An 18907-nucleotide genomic window follows, 5' to 3' on the forward strand; every position below is an offset into this window, starting at 1 on the left:
CGACATCTGCGGCGATGTCGTTGATACGTAGTAGTAATGAAAAATGACGAGCCGACAGTAGGGCGACGCGTGCTCCTGCGCTCCGCCGTCTTCCTCGGAGTCGCCGCAGCCGCCGGACTGCTCACCGGTGGCGAGCCCGGCGCCGGCCCCGGAGCTCCCGGGGTCACGGGGGCCGGGGGGCCCGGGGCCCTTGGTGAAGCCGGGTTCGGGCCGGGACCCGGCGGAGCCGCCGGGCCGGGGCCCATGGCCGGAGCCCCAGGGGTCGCCGCGCGGCCGCAGAGCCCGCGCGGGGCCCCGTACCGGCTCCAGCCGATGACCTCCGAAGGAACTCCGGAGCGGCCGCCCGCGGCGAAGCCCGCCGTACGGACCCGGCCCATCCTGGAACTCCCGGAGGAGGCCCGGACGGGCGGCGCCATGACGCTCACCTTCGACGACGGGCCCGACCCGCGCTACACCCCGGGCATCCTCGACACCCTGGCGCGGTACGGGGTGCGGGCCATGTTCTTCGTCTGTGGGGAGATGGCGACCGACAACCGCGACCTGCTGCGCCGGATGGTCGCCGAAGGCCACGTCATCGGCAACCACACCTGGACGCACCCGCTCATTCCCAAGCTCAGCCGGCCCGCCCTCGCCGACGAGATCGGCCGCACGAGCGAGGTCGTGCAGCAGGCGGTGGGCGAGGCGCCGGTGTGGTTCCGGGCGCCCTACGGGGCGTGGAACCGGGCCGCCTTCGAAATCGGCGCGGAGCTCGGCATGGAGCCGCTCGCCTGGACCGTGGACACCCTGGACTGGAAGGAGCCGGGCACGGCCACGATCGTCTCGCGGGTCCTTAAGGGGGCCGCGCCCGGGGTGATCGTGCTGAACCACGACGCGGGCGGCAACCGTTCGCAGAGCGTCCAGGCGCTGGCGAGCTACCTGCCGCAACTGCTCGGGCGGGGCCACCGGATGACGCTGCCGACGTGGCCGCCGCGCTGAGGATTCGTTCCTGCCGCGCGGCGGCGGCCTCCGGCGGCCCTGCCCGGCGCCGGTATTCGACAGCGGTGCGGGTGGCGGGGTCCCTTCGTCCGGGCGGTCAGCGGACTTCCACCATCCGTGCGAAGACCACGACGTTGCCGTCGTACCCCTTCGCCTTCGAGTAGCCGCCGCCGCAGGTGATCACCCTGAGCTCGGGGTGCCCGGTGTCCCCGTACACCCGGGCGCCGGGGAAGGTCTCCTTGGAGAAGACCTCCACGCCGTACACCTCGAACACCGCGGTGCGCCCGTCGTAGCGCGCCACCTCGATGTGGCTGCCTTTGCGGACCGAGCCCAGGCCGTAGAAGACGGCCGGGCCCTGTGCGTTGTCCACGTGGCCCACGATCACCGCCGACCCCTGCTGGCCCGGAGAGATGCCGTTGAGGTACCAGCCGGCCAGGTTCTTGTCCTGCGGGGGCGGCGCGTCGATCCAGCCCTGGGCGTCCAGCCCCACCGTCATCACCGGAGCGTCCACGCTGATCGACGGGATCCGGATGCGCTGCACGGACGAGTGTTCCAGCACCTCCAGGTCCGGCGACGGCGTGGGCGCCTGAGCGGCCGACTGGTCGTTCTGCGGCGTCCCGACCGCGGCCCCGGACGTGGCCGAGACGGCCGCCGCGGCGGCGGGCTGCGGCGGTCCGGCCGTGACATCGGCCCCGTTGCGCATCATGGCGAGGCCGCTGAGCATGACCAGCGCGATCGCACCCCACGGGGAGCGTCTTCTCGGCGGCCTCTCACTCTCGTCCTCGGTCATGGTTCTCCCTTCCCGACGCGGGGGTCCCGACCCGCGTTCTTGTCCCACCCCTGTACGCCCTACTTCACGCACGCTAAGGCGGTGTGCGCGGGACGGCGATCGGGGAGGGGCGAACGGGTGGTGGGGCCGGAAGGGGTGCGCCCATCCAGGTAATCGTCACATAAATGCCTGACGGGTCGTGACCTGCGGATCCGTCAGCGAACGCGTCCGCTCCTCGGCGTGTCGCTCAACCTTGCGGCCCAAAGCCGGAAATGCGCTGCTTGCGGACCGCCCCGAGGGTTCGAGATGGGAGGCGTTCTCGTCGATCTTCCCGGGCCACCGCTCGGGGGCGCTTCCCGCTGGAGGTTCCACCATGCGTGTTCTCCGCGCTCTCACCGTGACCGCGGCCGCCTGCGCCGCGATCGGGCTCAGTATCCCGTTCGCCTCCGCGAACCCTGCGGGCGGTCCGCCGGGTCCGGGCGGAAGCGGCGGGCCGAGCAACGTCACCGTCAACCCGTACTCCGTGCACCAGGGTTCCACGATGCAGGTCAGCGCGGCCGGCTGCGGCAACAACGGCGGAGTCGTCTTCTCCCGGGACAACTTCGACGAGGCGAGGCTGTCGGGCGGCCACATCGGCTTCGCCCACATCCGGATCTTCAACCACGCCTCGCCGGGCCACCACACGCTGTCGGTCAAGTGCCACGACAACAGCCTGGTCGCCACCCAGCGCTTCACCATCCTGCCCGGCAACGGCGCCCAGGGCGGCATCGGTGGCTCCTTCGGCCCGTCCACCACCGAGACCGCCATCGGCGCGGGCCTCGTCGGCGCCGCGGCCCTGGGTGCCGGTGCTCACGTGATGCGCCGTCGCCGGCCGATCCGTGGCCGGGTCTGACCGGCCGACCTCCCCGGTCAGCCCGGACAACCGCCGGTCGCCCCGAGTCCTGGCCAGGACTCGGGGCGACCGGCGGTTCGGGCGGCGGTTCGGGCGGCGCGCACACCGGGCTCCGGTCGCCGCGTCTTCAGTGGACGCGTCGGATGTCGCGGCGGCGCAGGGCGTAGCCGAGGCCGACCAGGCCGCCGAGCAGGAGCCCTCCGCCGGCGGCGAGTTCCAGGGGCTTCATCCGGGCCACGCTGCCGCCGAGGCCGCCGCGCACACCGAGGGTGGCGCGGCGCGAAGCGCCCGTAACCGTGCCCGTCCCCGCGCTCGTACCCGAACGCGTACCGGTGCCCGCGCTGGAGCCCGTACGGGTCCCGGCGGTGGAGCTGGTGGTGGGTTTCGCGGTGCCGCCGGCGATCGTGAGGTCGGCCGAGCCGGTCTCGCCGCTGCAGGTGAAGGAGACGGAGTACTGGGCTCCGCGCCGGGCGTCCCGGTCGACGGTGACCCGTACGGTCTTGCCGCGCTCGATGCTCACGGTGTCGAAGATCCCGGAGGAGACGGTGGCGTAGGCGGCGTTGCAGCCGGTGACGGACAGCACCACCTGGCCGCCGGGGGCGACCGTCGAGGGGGTGATGGCGAAGCCGAACGAGGTGATGGGCGCAGCTTCCGAACCGGATCCGGCCCCGGCCGCCGCGCTCGCGGCGGGGGCGACGGCCCCACCGAGTATCAGGACGGCGCCCGCGGCGGCGGCGCCCAACAGGGAGGAGGGGGAGGTGCGTATCGCGCCCATGGTTGATTCTCCGGATCCCCGAGGAGCAGCCGCGGAACGGTTTCCGCACGTGGGGGGTCGTGCGCCTCGATGTCCGCCACGCTAGGTCCGGGCGCGGTGACCCGCGATCAGGAACGGGCGAATGGGGCATGGGCGTGGGCCGAACCGGGGACGGGGGGCCCGTCCCCGGTTTGCCGGGCGCTCACCCGGTCTGCGGGCGCCGCCGGGGTGTCCGCGGCGGCGCCGGCAGGTCAGTCGCGCAGGCCCAGATGCGGGAACTGGGCGAAGAACGGCTCGGCGGTGGCGGCGACGCCCCGGCCGAAGGGGGCGTCGAAGTCCCAGATGAGGAAGAGCAGGAAGGCGATCAGCGCGCTGAACAGGCCCGCGAGCAGCAGCTCCCGGAACGAGCGCCTGATCTGCAGGGTGAAGATCAGCCCCACCGTCACCAGGGCTCCGGCGGTCAGCCCGAACCACACCACCCCCGGCATGGTGGCCGCCGCGCTCTGGCCGCGCGCGTTGCGCGCGTCGTCGACCACGGCGACCTGGTCCACGAGCGGCTGGTAGGCCTGGCCCTCGTGGTCGGTCTGCGGTTCGTAGTCCGTCACATCGCGGCGGATGCGTTCCAGCAGCTCCCCGCTCCGGTCGGTGAGTTTGCCGTTCTCGGCCATTTCCTTCCATTCGGTGTCCACGACGTAGGTCACGTACGCGTCCACATCGGCGCGGATCTTCTTGCGCACGTCGGGCGGGTAGACCTCGGAGCGGACGCTGACCTCGTGCAGGGCCTGTGACTCCTGGCGCACGTACTCCTGGGCGGCTCCCCGGCCTTCCCAGACTCCGGCGATCGCCAGGCCCAGCACGATCGCGTAGATCACCCCGATCATCATCGTCATGTACTCGATGACGTCCGGGGTCTCGCTCGGGTCGTCGTCGTCGCCGATGCGGCGCTGGTTGAAGAAGGCGATGGACAGGACCACGGCACACGCGGCCGCCATCGCGATGGACAGGACGAGCCATTCCGACAAGATGACTCCAAAAATACGGTCGGGCGGTGGTTCCTAGCGCGGGCGCAGCGCGATGATCGCGAGCACCGCGGGGGCCGCGGTCATCAAGGTGAAGGTCACCGGAGAGATGTGGTGTTCGATCGGCTTGAGGGCCGCCGTGTGGTAGCTGGGGCGCGCGACCGGCTTCTTGGGCGCGGCCGCCGGGACCACCACGGGAGGCGGTGGCGGTGGCGGGGCCGGCTTCGCGGGCGCGGGCTCGGGCGCCTTGCGCACGGGGGGCGGTGGCGGTGGCTTCGGTGCGGGCTTGGGCGGCGGTGGCGGTGGGGGCGGCGGCGGGGTCGGCGCCGGCTTGGGCGGGGGTGCGGGGGGCGGCGGGGTGGGCTCGGGGGTCGGAGTGGGCTTCGGGGTGGGGGTCGGGGTCGGGGTGGGCTTGGGCGGGCACGGTGGTGGAGGGGGCGGCGGCGGGCAGGGCGGGTCGTGGTGATGGCCCCCGCCGTGGTGGTCGCCCGGGTCGTGACCGCGGCCCTTGCCGTGGCTGTTTCCGTGGCCGGGATCGTCGCGATTTCCGTGATCTCGGCCACCCCGGTTGCCCCCGGCCGCGCCGTGGGCGGCGGACGCGACCAGGCTGAAGACACTTGCCCCGTCACCGGCGTCGTACGTCGCGTAGGCGCTGCTATCGGCCATGGCCGGTGTGGTCGACAGCGCGGCCCACAGCAGGACCGGGACCGCCAGCAGGCGCCTGGAAGAGGCTCTTTTCACCCGGGGAGCATGGGGTCGCGCGCGCACGCACACGCGTCGGTTGGCTTTGGTTCGCCTGAACGGGTGGTCCGTTGGCTACGGAGGTTTAGGCCAGCTTCGGAGTGTGTTCGATCCGTCACCGGTCTTTTCTCAAAAGGTATTTGTCGGTTTCGATCAATCGCCGGACGTCATCCCGTGCACATGTTTGTCGTGTGACGAAGAACGGATCGCCAATTTCCGCTTTCGCTCGCTCCGTTGGCCAATGATCAGTACATTCGGCTCGGACAGGAGTCCGACCTCGTCCGGACCTCGGCAGGACTACGGCTTGGAGACCCCGATGGAGCGCCCCGCCTGGGCCCCGCCAGGCATCGACATCTCGGTGCCCAGCGTGTCCCGCATCTACGATTACTACCTGGGCGGTTCGCACAATTTCGAGGTCGACCGACAGGCCGCCCGCCGCGCCATGGAATTCCTGCCGGGCCTGCCCAAGATCATGCAGGCCAACCGGGCATTCATGCGCCGGGCCGTCCGGTACGCCGTCGGCCAAGGCGTCACGCAGTTCCTCGACATCGGCTCCGGCATCCCCACCTTCGGCAATGTCCACGAGATCGCCCAGGCCGCCAGCCCCGAAGCACGCGTGGTCTACGTCGACCACGACCCGGTGGCCGTGGCCCACAGCCAGGCCGTCCTCGAAGGCACCGAGCGGACCGGGGTCGTCGCAGCCGACCTGCGCAAGCCGCAGGAGATCCTGACCGCTCCCGAAGCCGGCCGGGTGCTCGACCTGAACCGTCCCGTGGCCCTGCTGCTGGTCGCCGTCCTGCACTTCCTGGAGGACTCGGACGAGCCCTACGCCGCCGTCGCCGAGCTGCGCGACGCGCTGGCTCCCGGCAGCCTCCTGATCCTCACGCACGCCTCGTACGAGGGGATCCCGCTCCCGGAGGAGGTCGCGGGCGGGGCCGTCGGCGTCTACCGCGACATCCGCAACCCCCTGGTCATGCGGGGACGCGAACAGGTCGAGCGCTTCTTCGACGGCTTCGAGCCCGTGGAACCTGGTCTGGTGGCCATGCCCAACTGGCGGCCCGACGCGCCCGAGGAGTCGGAGGGCGGGGCCGTGGACGAGGACCCGTTCGCCTTCTCGGGCTTCGCAGGTGTGGGACGCAAGGCGTGAGACTGCCCGCACAGACGGCGGGTGGCGCGAGCACGCCGCAGGGTGGGCTGGAGGACCGGATCGGCCGGTTCGCGACCATCTGGGGGCGGGCGATCTTCCCCGTCACGGCGACCTCGCTCACCCGCACCGAGTTCGAGCAGCACCTCCTGCCGCTCACCCGCACGCTCGTCGAGGCCCTGCACGCCCGCCCCTTCGACGCCTCCGCGGGCCAGCAGGTCGGGGCCGAGCTCGTCGCCGTCCACTGCACGGACCCGGAGGCGCTGGCCGGCACCCTCGGCGTGGTCGAGTCGTACCTGGTGCTCTACTGCGGGCCGGACGGTCCGGGTGTGGAGGGCGTCGAGGAGTACCGCTCCCGGTGCGCCCGCCTCCAGCACGCCATAGCGGCCGGATTCGCCCGCGCGCTGCGCGAGCGCACCCTCAGGGAGCAGGAGGCCATCGCCCGCTCCGCGCTCACCGCGCGCATCGACGCCCAGCAGGCCCTGCACGCGAGCGAGGCCCGCTTCCGGGCCGTCTTCGAGGGCGCGGCCATCGGGATCGGCATCGCGGACCTCGAGGGCAACGTCCTGGAGGTCAACGACGCGCTGCTGCAGATGTTCGGCGGCATGGACGGGCACGTCCGGGGCCGCAACGTCAGTGAGTGGAGCCACCCCGAGGACACCCCGCACGTCTGGCGGATGTACGGGGAACTCGTGCGCGGAGAGCGCGAGAGCTACCGCGTGGAGAAGCCGTACTACCGGCACGACGGGACCGTCCTGTGGACCAACCTGACGGTCTCGCTGCTGCGCGACGCCGAGGGTGTGCCGCAGTACCAGCTCGCCCTGATGGAGGACACCACCGAACGCCGGCTGCTGAACCTGCGGCTGCGCTACGAGGCCACCCACGACGCCCTGACCGGGCTGCCCAACCGCACGCTGTTCTTCGAGCGCCTGGAGAAGGCGCTGAGCGGGGCCGGCGACACCCGCTTCGGTCTCTGCTACCTCGATCTCGACGGCTTCAAAGCGGTCAACGACAGCCTCGGCCACTCGGCGGGGGACCGGCTGCTGGTGGAGGTCGCCGACCGGCTGCAGAGCTGCGCGACCGGGCCCGGTGAAGTGGTCGCACGCCTCGGCGGAGACGAGTTCGTGGCGCTGACCACCGGCCCCGACACCGAGGAGACGGCCACCGAGCTCGCGGTCCGGATCCTCTCCGCCCTCTCGGTCCCGATCCGGCTGGAGGGCCGGGAACTGACCGTCCGGGGAAGCATCGGCATCGTCGAGGGCCCGGCGCGCGAGCGCACCCCGGCCGAGGTGCTGCGCAGCGCCGACATCACCATGTACCGGGCCAAGGCGGCCGGCGGCAACCGCTTCGAGTTCGCCGACGCCGAGGCCGACGCGCGGGCCATCACCCGCCACGGGCTGACCAACGCCCTGCCGGCGGCGCTGGAACGCGGCGAGTTCTTCATCGAGTACCAGCCGCTGGTGCACATGCACGACGGCAGCGTGCACGGTGCGGAGGCGCTGGTCCGTTGGTCCCACCCGCAGCACGGGGTACTGGGCCCGGACCGCTTCATACCGCTCGCCGAACGGACCGGGCTGATCGTGCCGCTCGGCCGCTGGGTCCTGGAAGAATCGGTCCGTCAGGCCCGCAACTGGCAGCACCAGCAGGGCGGCGCCACCCTGCGGATCAACGTCAACCTGTCCCCGACCCAGCTGCACCACCCCGGCCTGGTCGCCGACACGGTCCGGGTCCTGGAGTCCTCCGGCCTGGCTCCGGGCACGCTGTGCCTGGAGGTCACCGAGTCGGCGCTGATCGGTGCCGATGACGAGCTCCTCGAACCGCTGCGCCGCCTCGCCGCCCTGGGCGTGGACATCGCCCTCGACGACTTCGGCACGGGCTACTCGAACCTGGCCAACCTCCGCCGCCTGCCCGTCAGCGTCCTGAAACTGGACCGGTCCTTCACCAAGGGGATGCAGCAGCACCCGGCCAACCCGATCGACGTCAAGATCGTGGAGGGCATCGTCGCCCTGGCCCACAGCCTCGAACTCGCCGTCACGGTCGAAGGCGTGGAGACCGGCGCCCAGGCCGCCCAGCTCCGAGCCCTCGGCTGCGACACGGCGCAAGGGTGGTACTACGCCCGCCCCGGCGCGCCGGACCGGATCCACGCCCTGTCGCTCTCCGACGCCGCCCCGAGCGTCTTCTGACTTACCCCCGGCCCGCCTCCGTCCCGCGGCCGGGGGTCCGCACGGCCGCCAGTACGCGCTCGTGCCGCTCCGCGGTGTCAGCCAGTACCGCGGCGGCGGCCGGCAGCCGCTCGGCCTCGTAGCCGTCGAGCAAGTCGGGGGCGCCGGTCCCGGCCGGCCCGCCCAGGGCGGCGGCCAACGTCCGGGCGAGGGCTGCCGCGTCCTCGACCCCGGTGGTGATCCCCAGTCCGCCGGCTATCGGATGGACGTGCGCGGCGTCTCCGGCGAGGAAGACCCGGCCTTCGCGGAGCCGGGCCGCCATGCGGACGTTGACCCGCCAGACCGAGAGCCAGCCGGCCTCCTCGAGCCGGATCCCCGGCATCCGCGCATGGCGGTCGAAGAGCCGCTGGAAGCTGTCCACCGACGGCGGCAGGGGCTCGCCCCGCTCGTCCCGCTCGGGGGAGGACTGGAGCTGGAAGGTGTCCGTCCCCGGCATTGGGCAGAGCAGTATCCCGCCGCCCTCCGAGGTGAACCACTGATGCCAGAAGTCCCGGCTCAGCCCCGGCGCCCGGACGTCCCCGATCACCATCGACTCCTCCGGAGCGCTGTACCCCTCGAAGGGGATGCCCACCAGTCCGCGGGTGGTGCTGCGGCCGCCGTCGCACCCGGCGAGATAGCGGGACCGGACGACGCCGCCGTCCGACAGCTTCGCGTCGACCCCCTCCCCGTCCTGTGCGATCGAGGCGAGCCGGGCCCCGTACTCGACCCGAACGCCCAGCTCGGCGAGGCGTTCGCGCAACGCCGCCTCGACCTGCCACTGACCGATGAGCAGCCCGTCGCCCACGACGGTGTCGCTGATGTGCGCCCCGTCGAAGTACTTGCGCAGCACGGTCTCCCGGCGCCCGACGGGCGTCAGGCGCTCGGCCACCCCCAGTTCTCCGAAGACCGCCAGGCTGCCCGGGGTGAGCCCTTTGCCACGGGACTCGCGGTGCGGCGCCGGCCGCTCCTCGACGACCCGCACGCCGATGCCGCGGCGGGCCAGGTCGCAGGCGAGCGTCAGCCCGGTGGGGCCGGAGCCCGCGATCAGTACGTCGGTCATCGGAGGTCCTCTCGTTGGCGATCCGTTGTCGATCGATCCGTTGTCGATGACTCAAGGAAAGCGGCTCCCGAACAAAAATGCAACCGGGTAACGAAAATTACTTGGTCACTCGTTCGTGTTATCCTGGACCCATGGAGAGCGAACCCAACGAGAGCGTGACGGGCCTGCGCGAGAGCAAGAAGCTCCGTACGCGCCGCCAGCTGGCGGCCACGGCACTGGAGCTCTTCCTGGAGCGGGGCTTCGATGCCGTCTCGGTGGCCGATGTCGCGGCCGCCGCCGAGGTCTCCAAGCCCACGCTGTTCCGGTACTTCCCCAGCAAGGAGGACCTGCTCCTGGACCGGTTCGCCGACCACCAGGACGAGGCGGCCCGCATCGTGCGCGACAGGCCCGCCGGCCAGACTCCGGTGGCGGCGGTGCGCGCCCACTTCCTGGCGGCCCTCGCCGAGCGGGATCCGATCACCGGGCTCTGCGACCACCCGAACGCCCTCGCCTTCCAGCGGCTGCTCTACTCCACCGCCAGCCTGGAATCGCGGATGGCCCACTACACGGGCCGCGAGGTGGAGCTGCTCGCCGCCGTGCTCGAAGCCGAAGCGGCCGACCCGCTCACCGCCCGGCTGGCGGCCATGCACCTGGTGGCGACCCGCCACGAACTGGGCCGGGAGAACTGGCGCCGCCTCGACGCCGGCCGGACCGCGGACGAGGCGCACCCGATCGCGGCGGCCGAGGCCGACCGCGCCTTCGCGATGCTGGCCGACGGCCTCGACGGGGCCCTGGCGCCCGCGCCCGGGAGCGGCGCCCAATGAGGGACAAGAAGTGGCGGCCGCCCTTCGGCCTGCCCCGGTCGCTCACCTTGCTCGCGGGGTCCGGTGAATGGCGGACGAGCATCGTGACCGAGCGGCAGGCGATCATGTGCGGGCGACTTCGATCGGTGCCCGCCGACGCCGATCCCGAGGAGGCGCGGCAGGCCGCCGCCGAGATGGTGCGGGGCCTGTGCCTGGAGTTCCATGACGTCGACGTCACGGTGACCTGGGAGGAGCCCGGCGAGTCGGACGCATGGACGGCCCGTGTCGCGGTGACGGGCGGCACGGAGGCCCGCAGCCGCGCAGCCTCGTAAGCCCGCAGGGCACCCCGCTGCACGCCCCGTCTCAGCCCAGCAGGATGCGCTTCAGCTCGCGGGCCGCGCGCGGCGGTGCCACGTCCGTGCGGTGGGCCAGGGCGACCGTGCGGCGCAGCGGGGAGCCCGCCAGGGCGGTGGCGCGCAGTCCGGGGCCCGCATGGTCCACCACCATCGCCGGAACCACCGCGATGCCCAGTCCCGCGCGGACGAAGCCCAGTACCGCGTCCATCTCGCCGCCCTCCACGGTGAAGACCGGCTCGAACCCCGCCGCGCGGCAGGCCGCCACCGTCAGGTCCCGCAGGTCGTAGCCGTGGCGAAACATCACCATCGGCTCGTCGCGCAGCGCGGACACCGTGAGCGGGCCGCCGCCCGCCGGGGGCGGGAGGGCCGCCGAGGAGACCACCACCAGGTCCTCCGTCAGCAGCTCCACCGTGGTCAGCGCCGGAGCCGAGGGCGGCAGTGGCAGGGCGATCAGTGCGAGGTCCAGGGACCCGCGCGCGAGTTCCCGTACGAGATCCAGCGAGCCGCTCTCCTCGATCAGCAGCTCGATCCCCGGATGCGCGGTGTGGAATGCCCGCAGTACGTCGGGCAGCAAGCCGGTGCACACGCTCGGGGTGGCCCCCAGCCGGACCCGGCCCCGCCGCAACTGCACCAGCTCCTGCACCTCCAGCCTCGCCGTGTCGGCGTCCGCAAGGATCCGCCGGGCCAGCGGCAGCAGGGTCTCGCCGGCGTCCGTGAGTGCGATATTCCCGCGCGCCCGGCTGAACAGTTCGGCGCCCAGTTCCCGTTCGAGCGCCTTGATCTGTTGGGACAGGGAGGGCTGGGCCACGTGTTCGCGCTCCGCAGCCCGCGTGAAGTGCCGGGTCTCGGCGACGGCGACGAAGTAGACGAGCTGCTGGAACTGCATCGTCCCAGCGTAACGCCGTACATAGGCATTCTCTATCGACTTGAGCTCCACCATGTCTTGGACCTTTCGGGACCTTGGTCCCTACGGTCGATGTCATGGCATTGGCAACGCGGACGGATCGACGGCCGTCCACCACGCGCACGCTCTGGGACTCATCCGTCGGCAAGAAGTCCGTGATGGCCGTCTCCGGCCTGATCATGCTCGGCTACCTCGTCGTGCACATGCTCGGAAACCTCAAGATCTTCTTCGGGGCGGACGAGTTCAACGGCTACGCCCACTGGCTGCGTACCCTCGGCTCGCCCTTCCTCCACCACGAATGGGCCCTGTGGATCGTCCGCGTCGCCCTCGTCGCCGCCGTCGTCGCGCACGCGGTCTGCGCCTACCAGCTCAGCCGCCGCGACATCAAGGCGCGCCCGGTGAAGTACGTCCACAAGCGCCGCCGCGCGAGCTACGCCACCCGCACCATGCGCTGGGGCGGCATCATCCTGGCCCTCTTCATCGTCTGGCACCTGCTCGACCTCACCACGCTCACCGTCAACGAGCGCGCCTGGGCGGGGCATCCGTACGAGAACGTACTCGCCACCTTCTCCACCTGGTACGGCAACACGATCTACATCGTGGCGATGGCCGCCCTCGGCCTGCACGTCCGCCACGGCTTCTGGAGCGCCGCCCAGACCCTCGGCGCGGGCAGCGCCCGACGCGAGCGGGCGCTCAAGTTCCTGGCCAACGCCCTCGCCCTCGTCCTGTTCGCGGGCTTCGTGTCCGTACCCGTCGCCGTCATGACCGGAGTGGTGAGCTGACCATGAGCGCGAACGAGAACACCAACGCCCACGCCAACACCGGCACCAACGCCCACGCCCGTGCCTGTGCCCACGCGAACGATGACGAGAGCATGAGCGCGACCTACGCCGACTACACCACCGGCGAGCCGATCGCCGACGCCAAGGCCCCCGAAGGCCCCATCGCCGAACGCTGGGACCGCCGCCGCTTCGAGGCCAAGCTCGTCAACCCGGCCAACCGGCGCAAGCACAAGGTGATCGTCGTCGGAACCGGCCTGGCCGGCGGCGCGGCCGGTGCCACCCTCGCCGAACAGGGCTACCACGTCGTCCAGTTCTGCTTCTCCGACTCCCCGCGCCGGGCCCACTCCATCGCCGCGCAGGGCGGCATCAACGCCGCCAAGAACTACCGCAACGACGGCGACTCCGTGCACCGCCTCTTCTACGACACGGTCAAGGGCGGCGACTTCCGGGCCCGCGAGTCCAACGTCCACCGCCTCGCGCAGATTTCCGTCGAGATCATCGACCAGTGCGTGGCCCAGGGGGTCCCCTTCGCCCGCGAGTACGGCGGCCTCCTCGACACCCGCTCCTTCGGCGGAGTCCAGGTCTCGCGCACCTTCTACGCCCGCGGCCAGACCGGACAGCAGCTGCTGCTCGGCGCCTATCAGGCGCTCTCGCGGCAGATCGCGGCGGGCAACGTCGAGATGCACGCCCGGACCGAGATGCTCGACCTGATCACCGTCGACGGCGTGGCGCGCGGCATCGTCGCCCGCGACCTGGTCACCGGCAGGATCGACACGCACTACGCGGACGCCGTGGTGCTCGCGAGCGGCGGATACGGCAACGTCTTCTACCTCTCCACCAACGCCATGAACTCCAACGCGACCGCCGTCTGGCGGGCGCACCGGCGCGGCGCCTACTTCGCCAACCCCTGCTTCACCCAGATCCACCCCACCTGCATCCCGCGCACCGGCGACCACCAGTCCAAGCTCACCCTGATGAGCGAGTCGCTGCGCAACGACGGCCGGATCTGGGTCCCCAAGGCCAAGGGCGACACCCGCCCCGCCGCCGACATCCCCGAGGTGGAACGCGACTACTACCTGGAGCGGATCTACCCCTCCTTCGGAAACCTCGTCCCCCGCGACATCGCCTCCCGCGCCGCCAAGAACGTCTGCGACGAGGGTCGCGGGGTGGGCCCCGGTGGGCAGGGCGTCTACCTCGACTTCGCCGACGCCATCCGCCGGATGGGCAAGGACAGCGTCGCGGAGAAGTACGGCAACCTCTTCGACATGTACGAGCGGATCACGGCGGAGAACCCGTACGAGGTCCCCATGCGGATCTACCCCGCCGTGCACTACACGATGGGCGGACTGTGGGTCGACTACGACCTGCAGACCACCGTCCCCGGCCTGTTCGCGATCGGCGAGGCCAACTTCTCCGACCACGGTGCCAACCGGCTCGGCGCCTCCGCGCTCATGCAGGGGCTCGGCGACGGCTACTTCGTGCTCCCGTCCACCATCAACGACTACCTGGCCCGCCACCCGCACCTGGAAGCCGTGGACGACACGCACCCCGAGGCCGCTGCCGCCGTCCGCGAGACCCGCGACTGCCTCGCGAAGCTGCTCGCGGTGGACGGGGACCGCACTCCCGATTCCTTCCACCGCGAGATCGGTGAACTGATGTGGGAGTACTGCGGGATGGCCCGCACCGACGCGGGACTGCGCAAGGCGCTCGCCCGGATCCCCGAGATCCGGGAGGAGTTCTGGCGGCGCGTCAAGGTCCCCGGCAGCGGCGAGGAGTTCAACCAGTCGCTGGAGAAGGCCAATCGCATCATCGACTACCTGGAACTCGCCGAGCTGATGTGCCTCGACGCCCTCCACCGCGCCGAGTCCTGCGGCGGACACTTCCGCGAGGAGTCCCAGACCCCGGACGGCGAAGCCGCCCGCCGCGACGAGGAGTTCGGGTACGCCGCCGCCTGGCAGTACACCGGGACCGGCGTCGCCCCCGTCCTGCACAAGGAAGACCTCGTCTTCGAGTACGTCCACCCCACCCAGCGGAGCTACGCATGAAGCTCACCCTGCGCGTCTGGCGCCAGCGCAACGCCGACGCCACCGGCGCGATGGCCTCGTACGAGGTCGACGGCATCTCGAAGGACATGTCCTTCCTGGAGATGCTCGACACCCTCAACGAGGACCTCACCCTGCGCGGCGAGGACCCGGTCGCCTTTGACCACGACTGCCGCGAAGGCATCTGCGGCGCCTGCAGCCTCGTCATCAACGGCGACGCCCACGGCCCGGAGCGCACCACCACCTGCCAGCTCCACATGCGCGCCTTCGCCGACGGCGACACCATCGACGTCGAACCCTGGCGGGCCTCGGCCTTCCCCGTGGTCAAGGACCTCGTCGTCGACCGGGGCGCCTTCGACCGGATCATCCAGTCGGGCGGCTACATCACCGCCCCGACCGGAGCCGCCCCCGAGGCGCACGCCACGGCCGTTCCCAAGCCGGACGCCGACTACGCCTTCGAGCACGCCGAGTGCATCGGCTGCGGGGCGTGCGTGGCGGCCTGTCCCAACGGCTCCGCGATGCTCTTCACCTCCGCCAAGATCAACCACCTGAACGTGCTCCCGCAGGGCTCCCCGGAGCGCGAGACCCGCGTACTGGACATGGTGGCCACGATGGACGCGGAAGGGTTCGGCGGCTGCACGCTGACCGGAGAGTGCGCGACGGCCTGCCCCAAGGGGATACCGCTGCCCTCCATCACGGCCATGAACAAGGAGTGGCTGCGGGCGGTCCGCAAGGGCCCGCGCTGACCCGGGCACCGCGAAGCGCAGGTCATCCGCCGATCGGATGATCTGTGCGGTGGCCGCTGTGCCGCGAGCGGCCGGCCTCCCGGGCATGGGCGACAGTGGCCCCATGCCCCTGGGTCGTGTTCGAGAACTGGAGCCGGACGCCGCGGGCCGGGCGGGCGTCTCCCGCTCCGGCCCGCGCCGCCGCACCGTGCTGGCCGCCGCCCTCGCCCCGCTGGCGGTGGCCGGCTGCGCCGGGGAGGAGCGGCCGCGCACCCCGCGCCCCGGACCCGAGGCCGCCAAGGACGCCCTGGTCATGGTCATCCGGCACGCCGAGAAACCGTACGCCGGGGACACCGGCGAGGACGAGGAGGGCAACGAGGACCCCGGTTTCCTCGCGGTCCGCGGATGGCGCCGGGCCCAGGAACTGCCCGCCCTCTTCGGACCCACCCGCGGCGCGGCCCTGCCCCGACCCGAGGCGGTCTTCGCGGCCGGCGGCCAGGCGGGAGCGCCCGCGCGGTGCCGCCAGACCGTGGAGGCGCTGGCCGCCGGGCTCCACACGGGCGTGCGCACCGAGTTCGCCGTCGGAGCCGAGCCGGCCCTGGCCCGAGCGGTGCTCGCGGCACGGATGCCCGTACTCGTCTGCTGGGAGCACACCGGCATGCCGCGCCTGATCCGGGGCCTCGGGGCTCAGGGGGTGCTGGGACTGCCCGCCGCCTGGCCAGACCGCTACGACCTGGTGTGGATGTTCACGCGCAGGCAGGGCGTCTGGAGCTTCCGGGAACTGCCGCAGCACCTGCTCTCCGGGGACGCGTAGGTACTGCCGGGTAAGGCCGGGTACCACGGAGTACGGGCGTAGTCTGAGAAGAGGACTCGGGGCAGTCGTGCGCCTGGAGGTAGCCGGTCATGTCTGGAATCGTGCACCGCGGCTTCGATTCCGCGGACGAGACGCGTCAGTTCGAAGACGGCAAGGGCAGGCTCGATCTGCTCCACACCAGCCACGGACCGGTGGGGCGCGCCGTGTTCGAGCCCGGATGGCAGTGGTCTCAGCACATCAAGCCGATCGCGGGAACCGACAGTTGCGAGGCCGCCCACGTCGGGTACGTCGTCAGCGGACGCATGAAGATCGTCATGGACGACGGGGACAGCGTCGAGGCGGGATCCGGGGACTTCATCCAGATCGACCCCGGCCACGACGCCTGGGTGCTCGGCGACGAGCCGTGCGTGGTCCTCGACTGGCAGGGCTACGGGGACTTCGCCAAGCCTGCCGGTTCCTAGGTCTGCTTCCTAGGTCTGGTTCCCGGCTCCGGTTCCTGGGTCCGGTGCCCGGCCGGCGAGGGCCCGCGCCAGGTAGGCCGCTGTCCGGCTGCCGGCGGCGCGGGCCACCTCGGCCGGTGTGCCCGCGGCCACCACCAGGCCGCCGTCCGCGCCGCCGCCCGGTCCCAGGTCGATGACCCAGTCCGCGCCGGCCACCACCGCCATGTCGTGCTCCACCACGACCACCGAATGCCCGGCGTGCACCAGCCCGTGCAACTGCCGCAGCAGCACCTCCACATCGGCCGGATGGAGCCCGGTCGTCGGCTCGTCCAGCAGGTACAGCGTGTGATCGCGGCGCTGCCTTTGCAGCTCGGTGGCCAGCTTGATCCGCTGGGCCTCGCCGCCCGACAACTCCGTGGCAGGCTGCCCGAGTCGCAGATATCCCAGGCCGATGTCCGACAGCGCACCCAGGCTCCGCGCCGCCGCCGGGACCTCCGCGAAGAAGGCGGCCGCAGCATCCACCGTCAGGGCGAGCACCTCGGCGATGTTCAGCCCCGAGTAACGGACCTCGAGGGTCTCGGAGTTGTACCGGGCCCCCGCGCATTCGGGGCAGGGGGCGTACGTACTCGGCAGGAACAGCAGCTCCACCGAGACGAAGCCCTCGCCCTGGCAGGCCTCGCACCTGCCGCCCGGCACGTTGAAGGAGAACCGGCCCGCCTTCCAGCCCCGCGCCTTCGACTCCGGAGCCGCCGTGAAGAGCCGCCGCACCACGTCGAACAGCCCCGTGTACGTGGCCAGGTTGGAGCGCGGGGTGCGCCCGATCGGCTTCTGGTCCACCTCCACCAGCCGGCGCACCGGGAAGCCGGGCTCCGTCAGCCGCTCGCCGACCTCCCGCGCGAGCGCCTGCCCGACCAGCGTGGACTTCCCGGACCCCGAGACCCCGGTCACGGCCGTGAACACCCCGAGCGGGAACTCGGCCGTCACGTCACGGAGGTTGTGCCGGTCCACCCCGCTGAGGCGGACGGTCCCGGTGGCCTTCCGCACGGGCCGCTCATCGCGCCCGCCGCGAGTCGGGGCCCCGGCCGGGGCGGCCGCGTCCGGGAACAGGTACCGGGCCGTCGCGGATTCCGCCACCGCGGCCAGCCCCTCCGGCGGCCCGCTGTGCAGCACCCGCCCGCCGTGCTCCCCGGCCAGCGGACCGACGTCCACCAGCCAGTCCGCGTGCCGGACCACGTCCAGGTGGTGCTCCACCACGAACACCGTGTTCCCGGCCTCCTTGAGCCGGTCCAGTACGCCGAGCAGCGCCTCGGTGTCGGCCGGATGCAGTCCCGCCGAAGGCTCGTCCAGGACGTACACCACCCCGAACAGTCCGGACCGCAGCTGCGTCGCCAGCCGCAGCCGCTGGAGCTCGCCCGCCGACAGGGTCGCGGCGCCCCGGTCCAGGCTCAGGTAGCCCAGCCCGAGCTCGGTGACCGGGCCGATCCGGGAGCACAGGTCCTCGGCCAGTACCCGCGCCGCTTCGCCTTCGCCGCCCCCGAGCGCGGTGGCCAGTACGCCGTCCAGCTCGGTGAGCGGCAGGGCCGCCAGTTCCGCGATGGTGCGGCCCGCGAAGGTGACGGCCAGCGCCTCCGGCCGCAGCCGCCGGCCCTCGCACACCGGGCACGGGGAATAGGTCAGGAACTTCTCGGCGCGGGCCCGCAGGGTGGTGCTCCTGCTGTCGGAGAAGGTCCGCATGACGTACCGGTGGGCGCTCATGTACGTCCCCTGGTAGGGCCGTTGCATCCGGTCCGCTTCGCGCACCGGATGCACCGTCACCACCGGCTGCTCTTCGGTGAACAGGATCCACTCGCGGTCCTTCGCCGCCAATGACCGCCACGGCGCGTCCACGTCGTGGCCCAGCGCATCGAGGACGTCGCGCAGGTTCTTGCCCTGCCAGGCCCCGGGCCAGGCGGCGATGGCTCCCTGACGGATCGACAGAGAGTCGTCAGGGACGAGGAGTTCCTCGCTGGTGCGGTGGATCCGGCCGAGGCCGTGGCAGGAAGGGCATGCGCCCGCTGCGGTGTTGGGGGAGAAGGCGTCGGAGTCGAGCCGTTCGGCGCCCGGCGGGTAGGCCCCGGCTCGCGAGTAGAGCATCCGCAGGGAGTTGGACAGCATGGTCACCGTCCCGACGGAGGAACGCGACCCGGGGGAGGAGCGCCGCTGCTCCAGCGAGACGGCGGGCGGCAGCCCGGTGACGGAGTCGACCTTCGGCGCGCCGATCTGGTGGATCAGGCGGCGGGCGTACGGGGCCACGGACTCGAAGTACCGGCGCTGGGCCTCGGCGAAGAGGGTGCCGAAGGCGAGCGAGCTCTTGCCCGAGCCGGAGACCCCGGTGAAGACGGTCAGGGCGTCGCGCGGGATGTCCACGTCGACCCCGCGCAGATTGTGTTCCCGGGCGCCGCGGACGCGGACGTAGGGGTCGTGCGGGCCGGGGAGGCGAGGGGCGGCGGGCTGGTGCATTCGTCCTA

18 protein-coding genes are annotated in these 18907 nt (G+C 72.0%); 11 read left to right on the plus strand and 7 right to left on the minus strand.

The window, feature by feature from the left end; genetic code table 11:
• The first annotated feature begins 36 nt into the window (after positions 1 to 36).
• A complete protein-coding gene (locus AC3IYJ_RS34595) occupies positions 37 to 975 on the plus strand; it encodes a polysaccharide deacetylase family protein (RefSeq protein ID WP_489398444.1) in 939 nt (312 codons plus the stop codon).
• Between the two features lie 97 nt (positions 976 to 1072).
• Here AC3IYJ_RS34595 and AC3IYJ_RS34600 read toward each other — a convergent pair whose 3' ends face one another.
• Positions 1073 to 1765, minus strand: a complete 693-nt coding sequence (locus AC3IYJ_RS34600) for a class F sortase (RefSeq protein ID WP_489398445.1) — start codon at positions 1763 to 1765, stop codon at positions 1073 to 1075.
• Between the two features lie 352 nt (positions 1766 to 2117).
• On the opposite strand from AC3IYJ_RS34600, the gene AC3IYJ_RS34605 reads away from it, so the two are divergent.
• Positions 2118 to 2636, plus strand: a complete 519-nt coding sequence (locus AC3IYJ_RS34605; RefSeq protein ID WP_489398446.1) for a hypothetical protein — start codon at positions 2118 to 2120, stop codon at positions 2634 to 2636.
• A 127-nt stretch (positions 2637 to 2763) separates the two neighbouring features.
• Here the strand turns inward: AC3IYJ_RS34605 and AC3IYJ_RS34610 are convergent, their stop codons facing one another.
• The 3 genes from AC3IYJ_RS34610 to AC3IYJ_RS34620 all read right to left on the minus strand — a co-directional run bounded on the left by AC3IYJ_RS34610 (position 2764) and on the right by AC3IYJ_RS34620 (position 5150).
• On the minus strand, positions 2764 to 3411 hold the full coding sequence (locus AC3IYJ_RS34610; protein WP_489398447.1) for a hypothetical protein: 648 nt from the start codon (positions 3409 to 3411) through the stop codon (positions 2764 to 2766).
• Positions 3412 to 3641: 230 nt separating this feature from the next.
• Positions 3642 to 4412: a bestrophin-like domain gene (locus AC3IYJ_RS34615; protein ID WP_489398448.1), complete on the minus strand. Its 771-nt coding sequence runs from the start codon at positions 4410 to 4412 to the stop codon at positions 3642 to 3644.
• 33 nt (positions 4413 to 4445) lie between these two features.
• Positions 4446 to 5150, minus strand: a complete 705-nt coding sequence (locus AC3IYJ_RS34620) for a hypothetical protein (RefSeq protein WP_489398449.1) — start codon at positions 5148 to 5150, stop codon at positions 4446 to 4448.
• 316 nt (positions 5151 to 5466) lie between these two features.
• Here AC3IYJ_RS34620 and AC3IYJ_RS34625 point away from each other — a divergent pair, with 316 nt between their 5' ends.
• Together AC3IYJ_RS34625 and AC3IYJ_RS34630 are read left to right on the plus strand one after the other, a co-directional pair.
• Positions 5467 to 6297, plus strand: coding sequence for an SAM-dependent methyltransferase (locus AC3IYJ_RS34625; protein ID WP_489398450.1), 831 nt, complete (start codon positions 5467 to 5469; stop codon positions 6295 to 6297).
• The gene (locus AC3IYJ_RS34630) at positions 6294 to 8477 is read left to right on the plus strand and encodes a putative bifunctional diguanylate cyclase/phosphodiesterase (RefSeq protein WP_489398451.1); all 2184 of its coding nucleotides are present in this window, start codon (positions 6294 to 6296) and stop codon (positions 8475 to 8477) included. Before AC3IYJ_RS34625 ends, AC3IYJ_RS34630 begins: the two co-directional genes overlap by 4 nt.
• Before the next feature lies 1 nt (position 8478).
• On the opposite strand, the gene AC3IYJ_RS34635 is transcribed toward AC3IYJ_RS34630, so the two are convergent.
• Positions 8479 to 9555 carry an FAD-dependent monooxygenase gene (locus AC3IYJ_RS34635; protein ID WP_489398452.1) on the minus strand — a complete coding sequence of 359 codons (1077 nt, stop codon included), beginning with the start codon at positions 9553 to 9555 and terminating at the stop codon, positions 8479 to 8481.
• Between the two features lie 131 nt (positions 9556 to 9686).
• Here AC3IYJ_RS34635 and AC3IYJ_RS34640 point away from each other — a divergent pair, with 131 nt between their 5' ends.
• Positions 9687 to 10358: a TetR family transcriptional regulator gene (locus tag AC3IYJ_RS34640; RefSeq protein ID WP_489398453.1), complete on the plus strand. Its 672-nt coding sequence runs from the start codon at positions 9687 to 9689 to the stop codon at positions 10356 to 10358.
• Positions 10355 to 10669 (plus strand): hypothetical protein, encoded by a 315-nt coding sequence (locus AC3IYJ_RS34645; protein ID WP_489398454.1) that lies wholly within the window; start codon positions 10355 to 10357, stop codon positions 10667 to 10669. The genes AC3IYJ_RS34640 and AC3IYJ_RS34645 overlap by 4 nt, the downstream gene beginning before the upstream one ends.
• 31 nt (positions 10670 to 10700) lie before the next feature.
• Here the strand turns inward: AC3IYJ_RS34645 and AC3IYJ_RS34650 are convergent, their stop codons facing one another.
• On the minus strand, positions 10701 to 11579 hold the full coding sequence (locus tag AC3IYJ_RS34650; protein ID WP_371619026.1) for a LysR family transcriptional regulator: 879 nt from the start codon (positions 11577 to 11579) through the stop codon (positions 10701 to 10703).
• Positions 11580 to 11674: 95 nt separating this feature from the next.
• On the opposite strand from AC3IYJ_RS34650, the gene AC3IYJ_RS34655 reads away from it, so the two are divergent.
• The 5 genes from AC3IYJ_RS34655 (at position 11675) to AC3IYJ_RS34675 (ending at position 16421) form a co-directional block, all read left to right on the plus strand.
• Positions 11675 to 12379 (plus strand): succinate dehydrogenase, encoded by a 705-nt coding sequence (locus AC3IYJ_RS34655; protein ID WP_489398455.1) that lies wholly within the window; start codon positions 11675 to 11677, stop codon positions 12377 to 12379.
• Between the two features lie 92 nt (positions 12380 to 12471).
• Positions 12472 to 14424: a fumarate reductase/succinate dehydrogenase flavoprotein subunit gene (locus AC3IYJ_RS34660; protein ID WP_489403023.1), complete on the plus strand. Its 1953-nt coding sequence runs from the start codon at positions 12472 to 12474 to the stop codon at positions 14422 to 14424.
• Positions 14421 to 15167 (plus strand): succinate dehydrogenase/fumarate reductase iron-sulfur subunit, encoded by a 747-nt coding sequence (locus AC3IYJ_RS34665; protein ID WP_489398456.1) that lies wholly within the window; start codon positions 14421 to 14423, stop codon positions 15165 to 15167. Before AC3IYJ_RS34660 ends, AC3IYJ_RS34665 begins: the two co-directional genes overlap by 4 nt.
• Positions 15168 to 15270: 103 nt before the next feature.
• Positions 15271 to 15960 (plus strand): hypothetical protein, encoded by a 690-nt coding sequence (locus tag AC3IYJ_RS34670; RefSeq protein ID WP_489398457.1) that lies wholly within the window; start codon positions 15271 to 15273, stop codon positions 15958 to 15960.
• 89 nt (positions 15961 to 16049) lie between these two features.
• Positions 16050 to 16421 carry a cupin domain-containing protein gene (locus tag AC3IYJ_RS34675; protein WP_489398458.1) on the plus strand — a complete coding sequence of 124 codons (372 nt, stop codon included), beginning with the start codon at positions 16050 to 16052 and terminating at the stop codon, positions 16419 to 16421.
• Positions 16422 to 16430: 9 nt separating this feature from the next.
• On the opposite strand, the gene AC3IYJ_RS34680 is transcribed toward AC3IYJ_RS34675, so the two are convergent.
• On the minus strand, positions 16431 to 18899 hold the full coding sequence (locus AC3IYJ_RS34680; protein WP_489398459.1) for an excinuclease ABC subunit UvrA: 2469 nt from the start codon (positions 18897 to 18899) through the stop codon (positions 16431 to 16433).
• Positions 18900 to 18907: the final 8 nt, after the last annotated feature.

It is taken from the genome of Streptomyces sp. GL_140 (assembly GCF_057834465.1).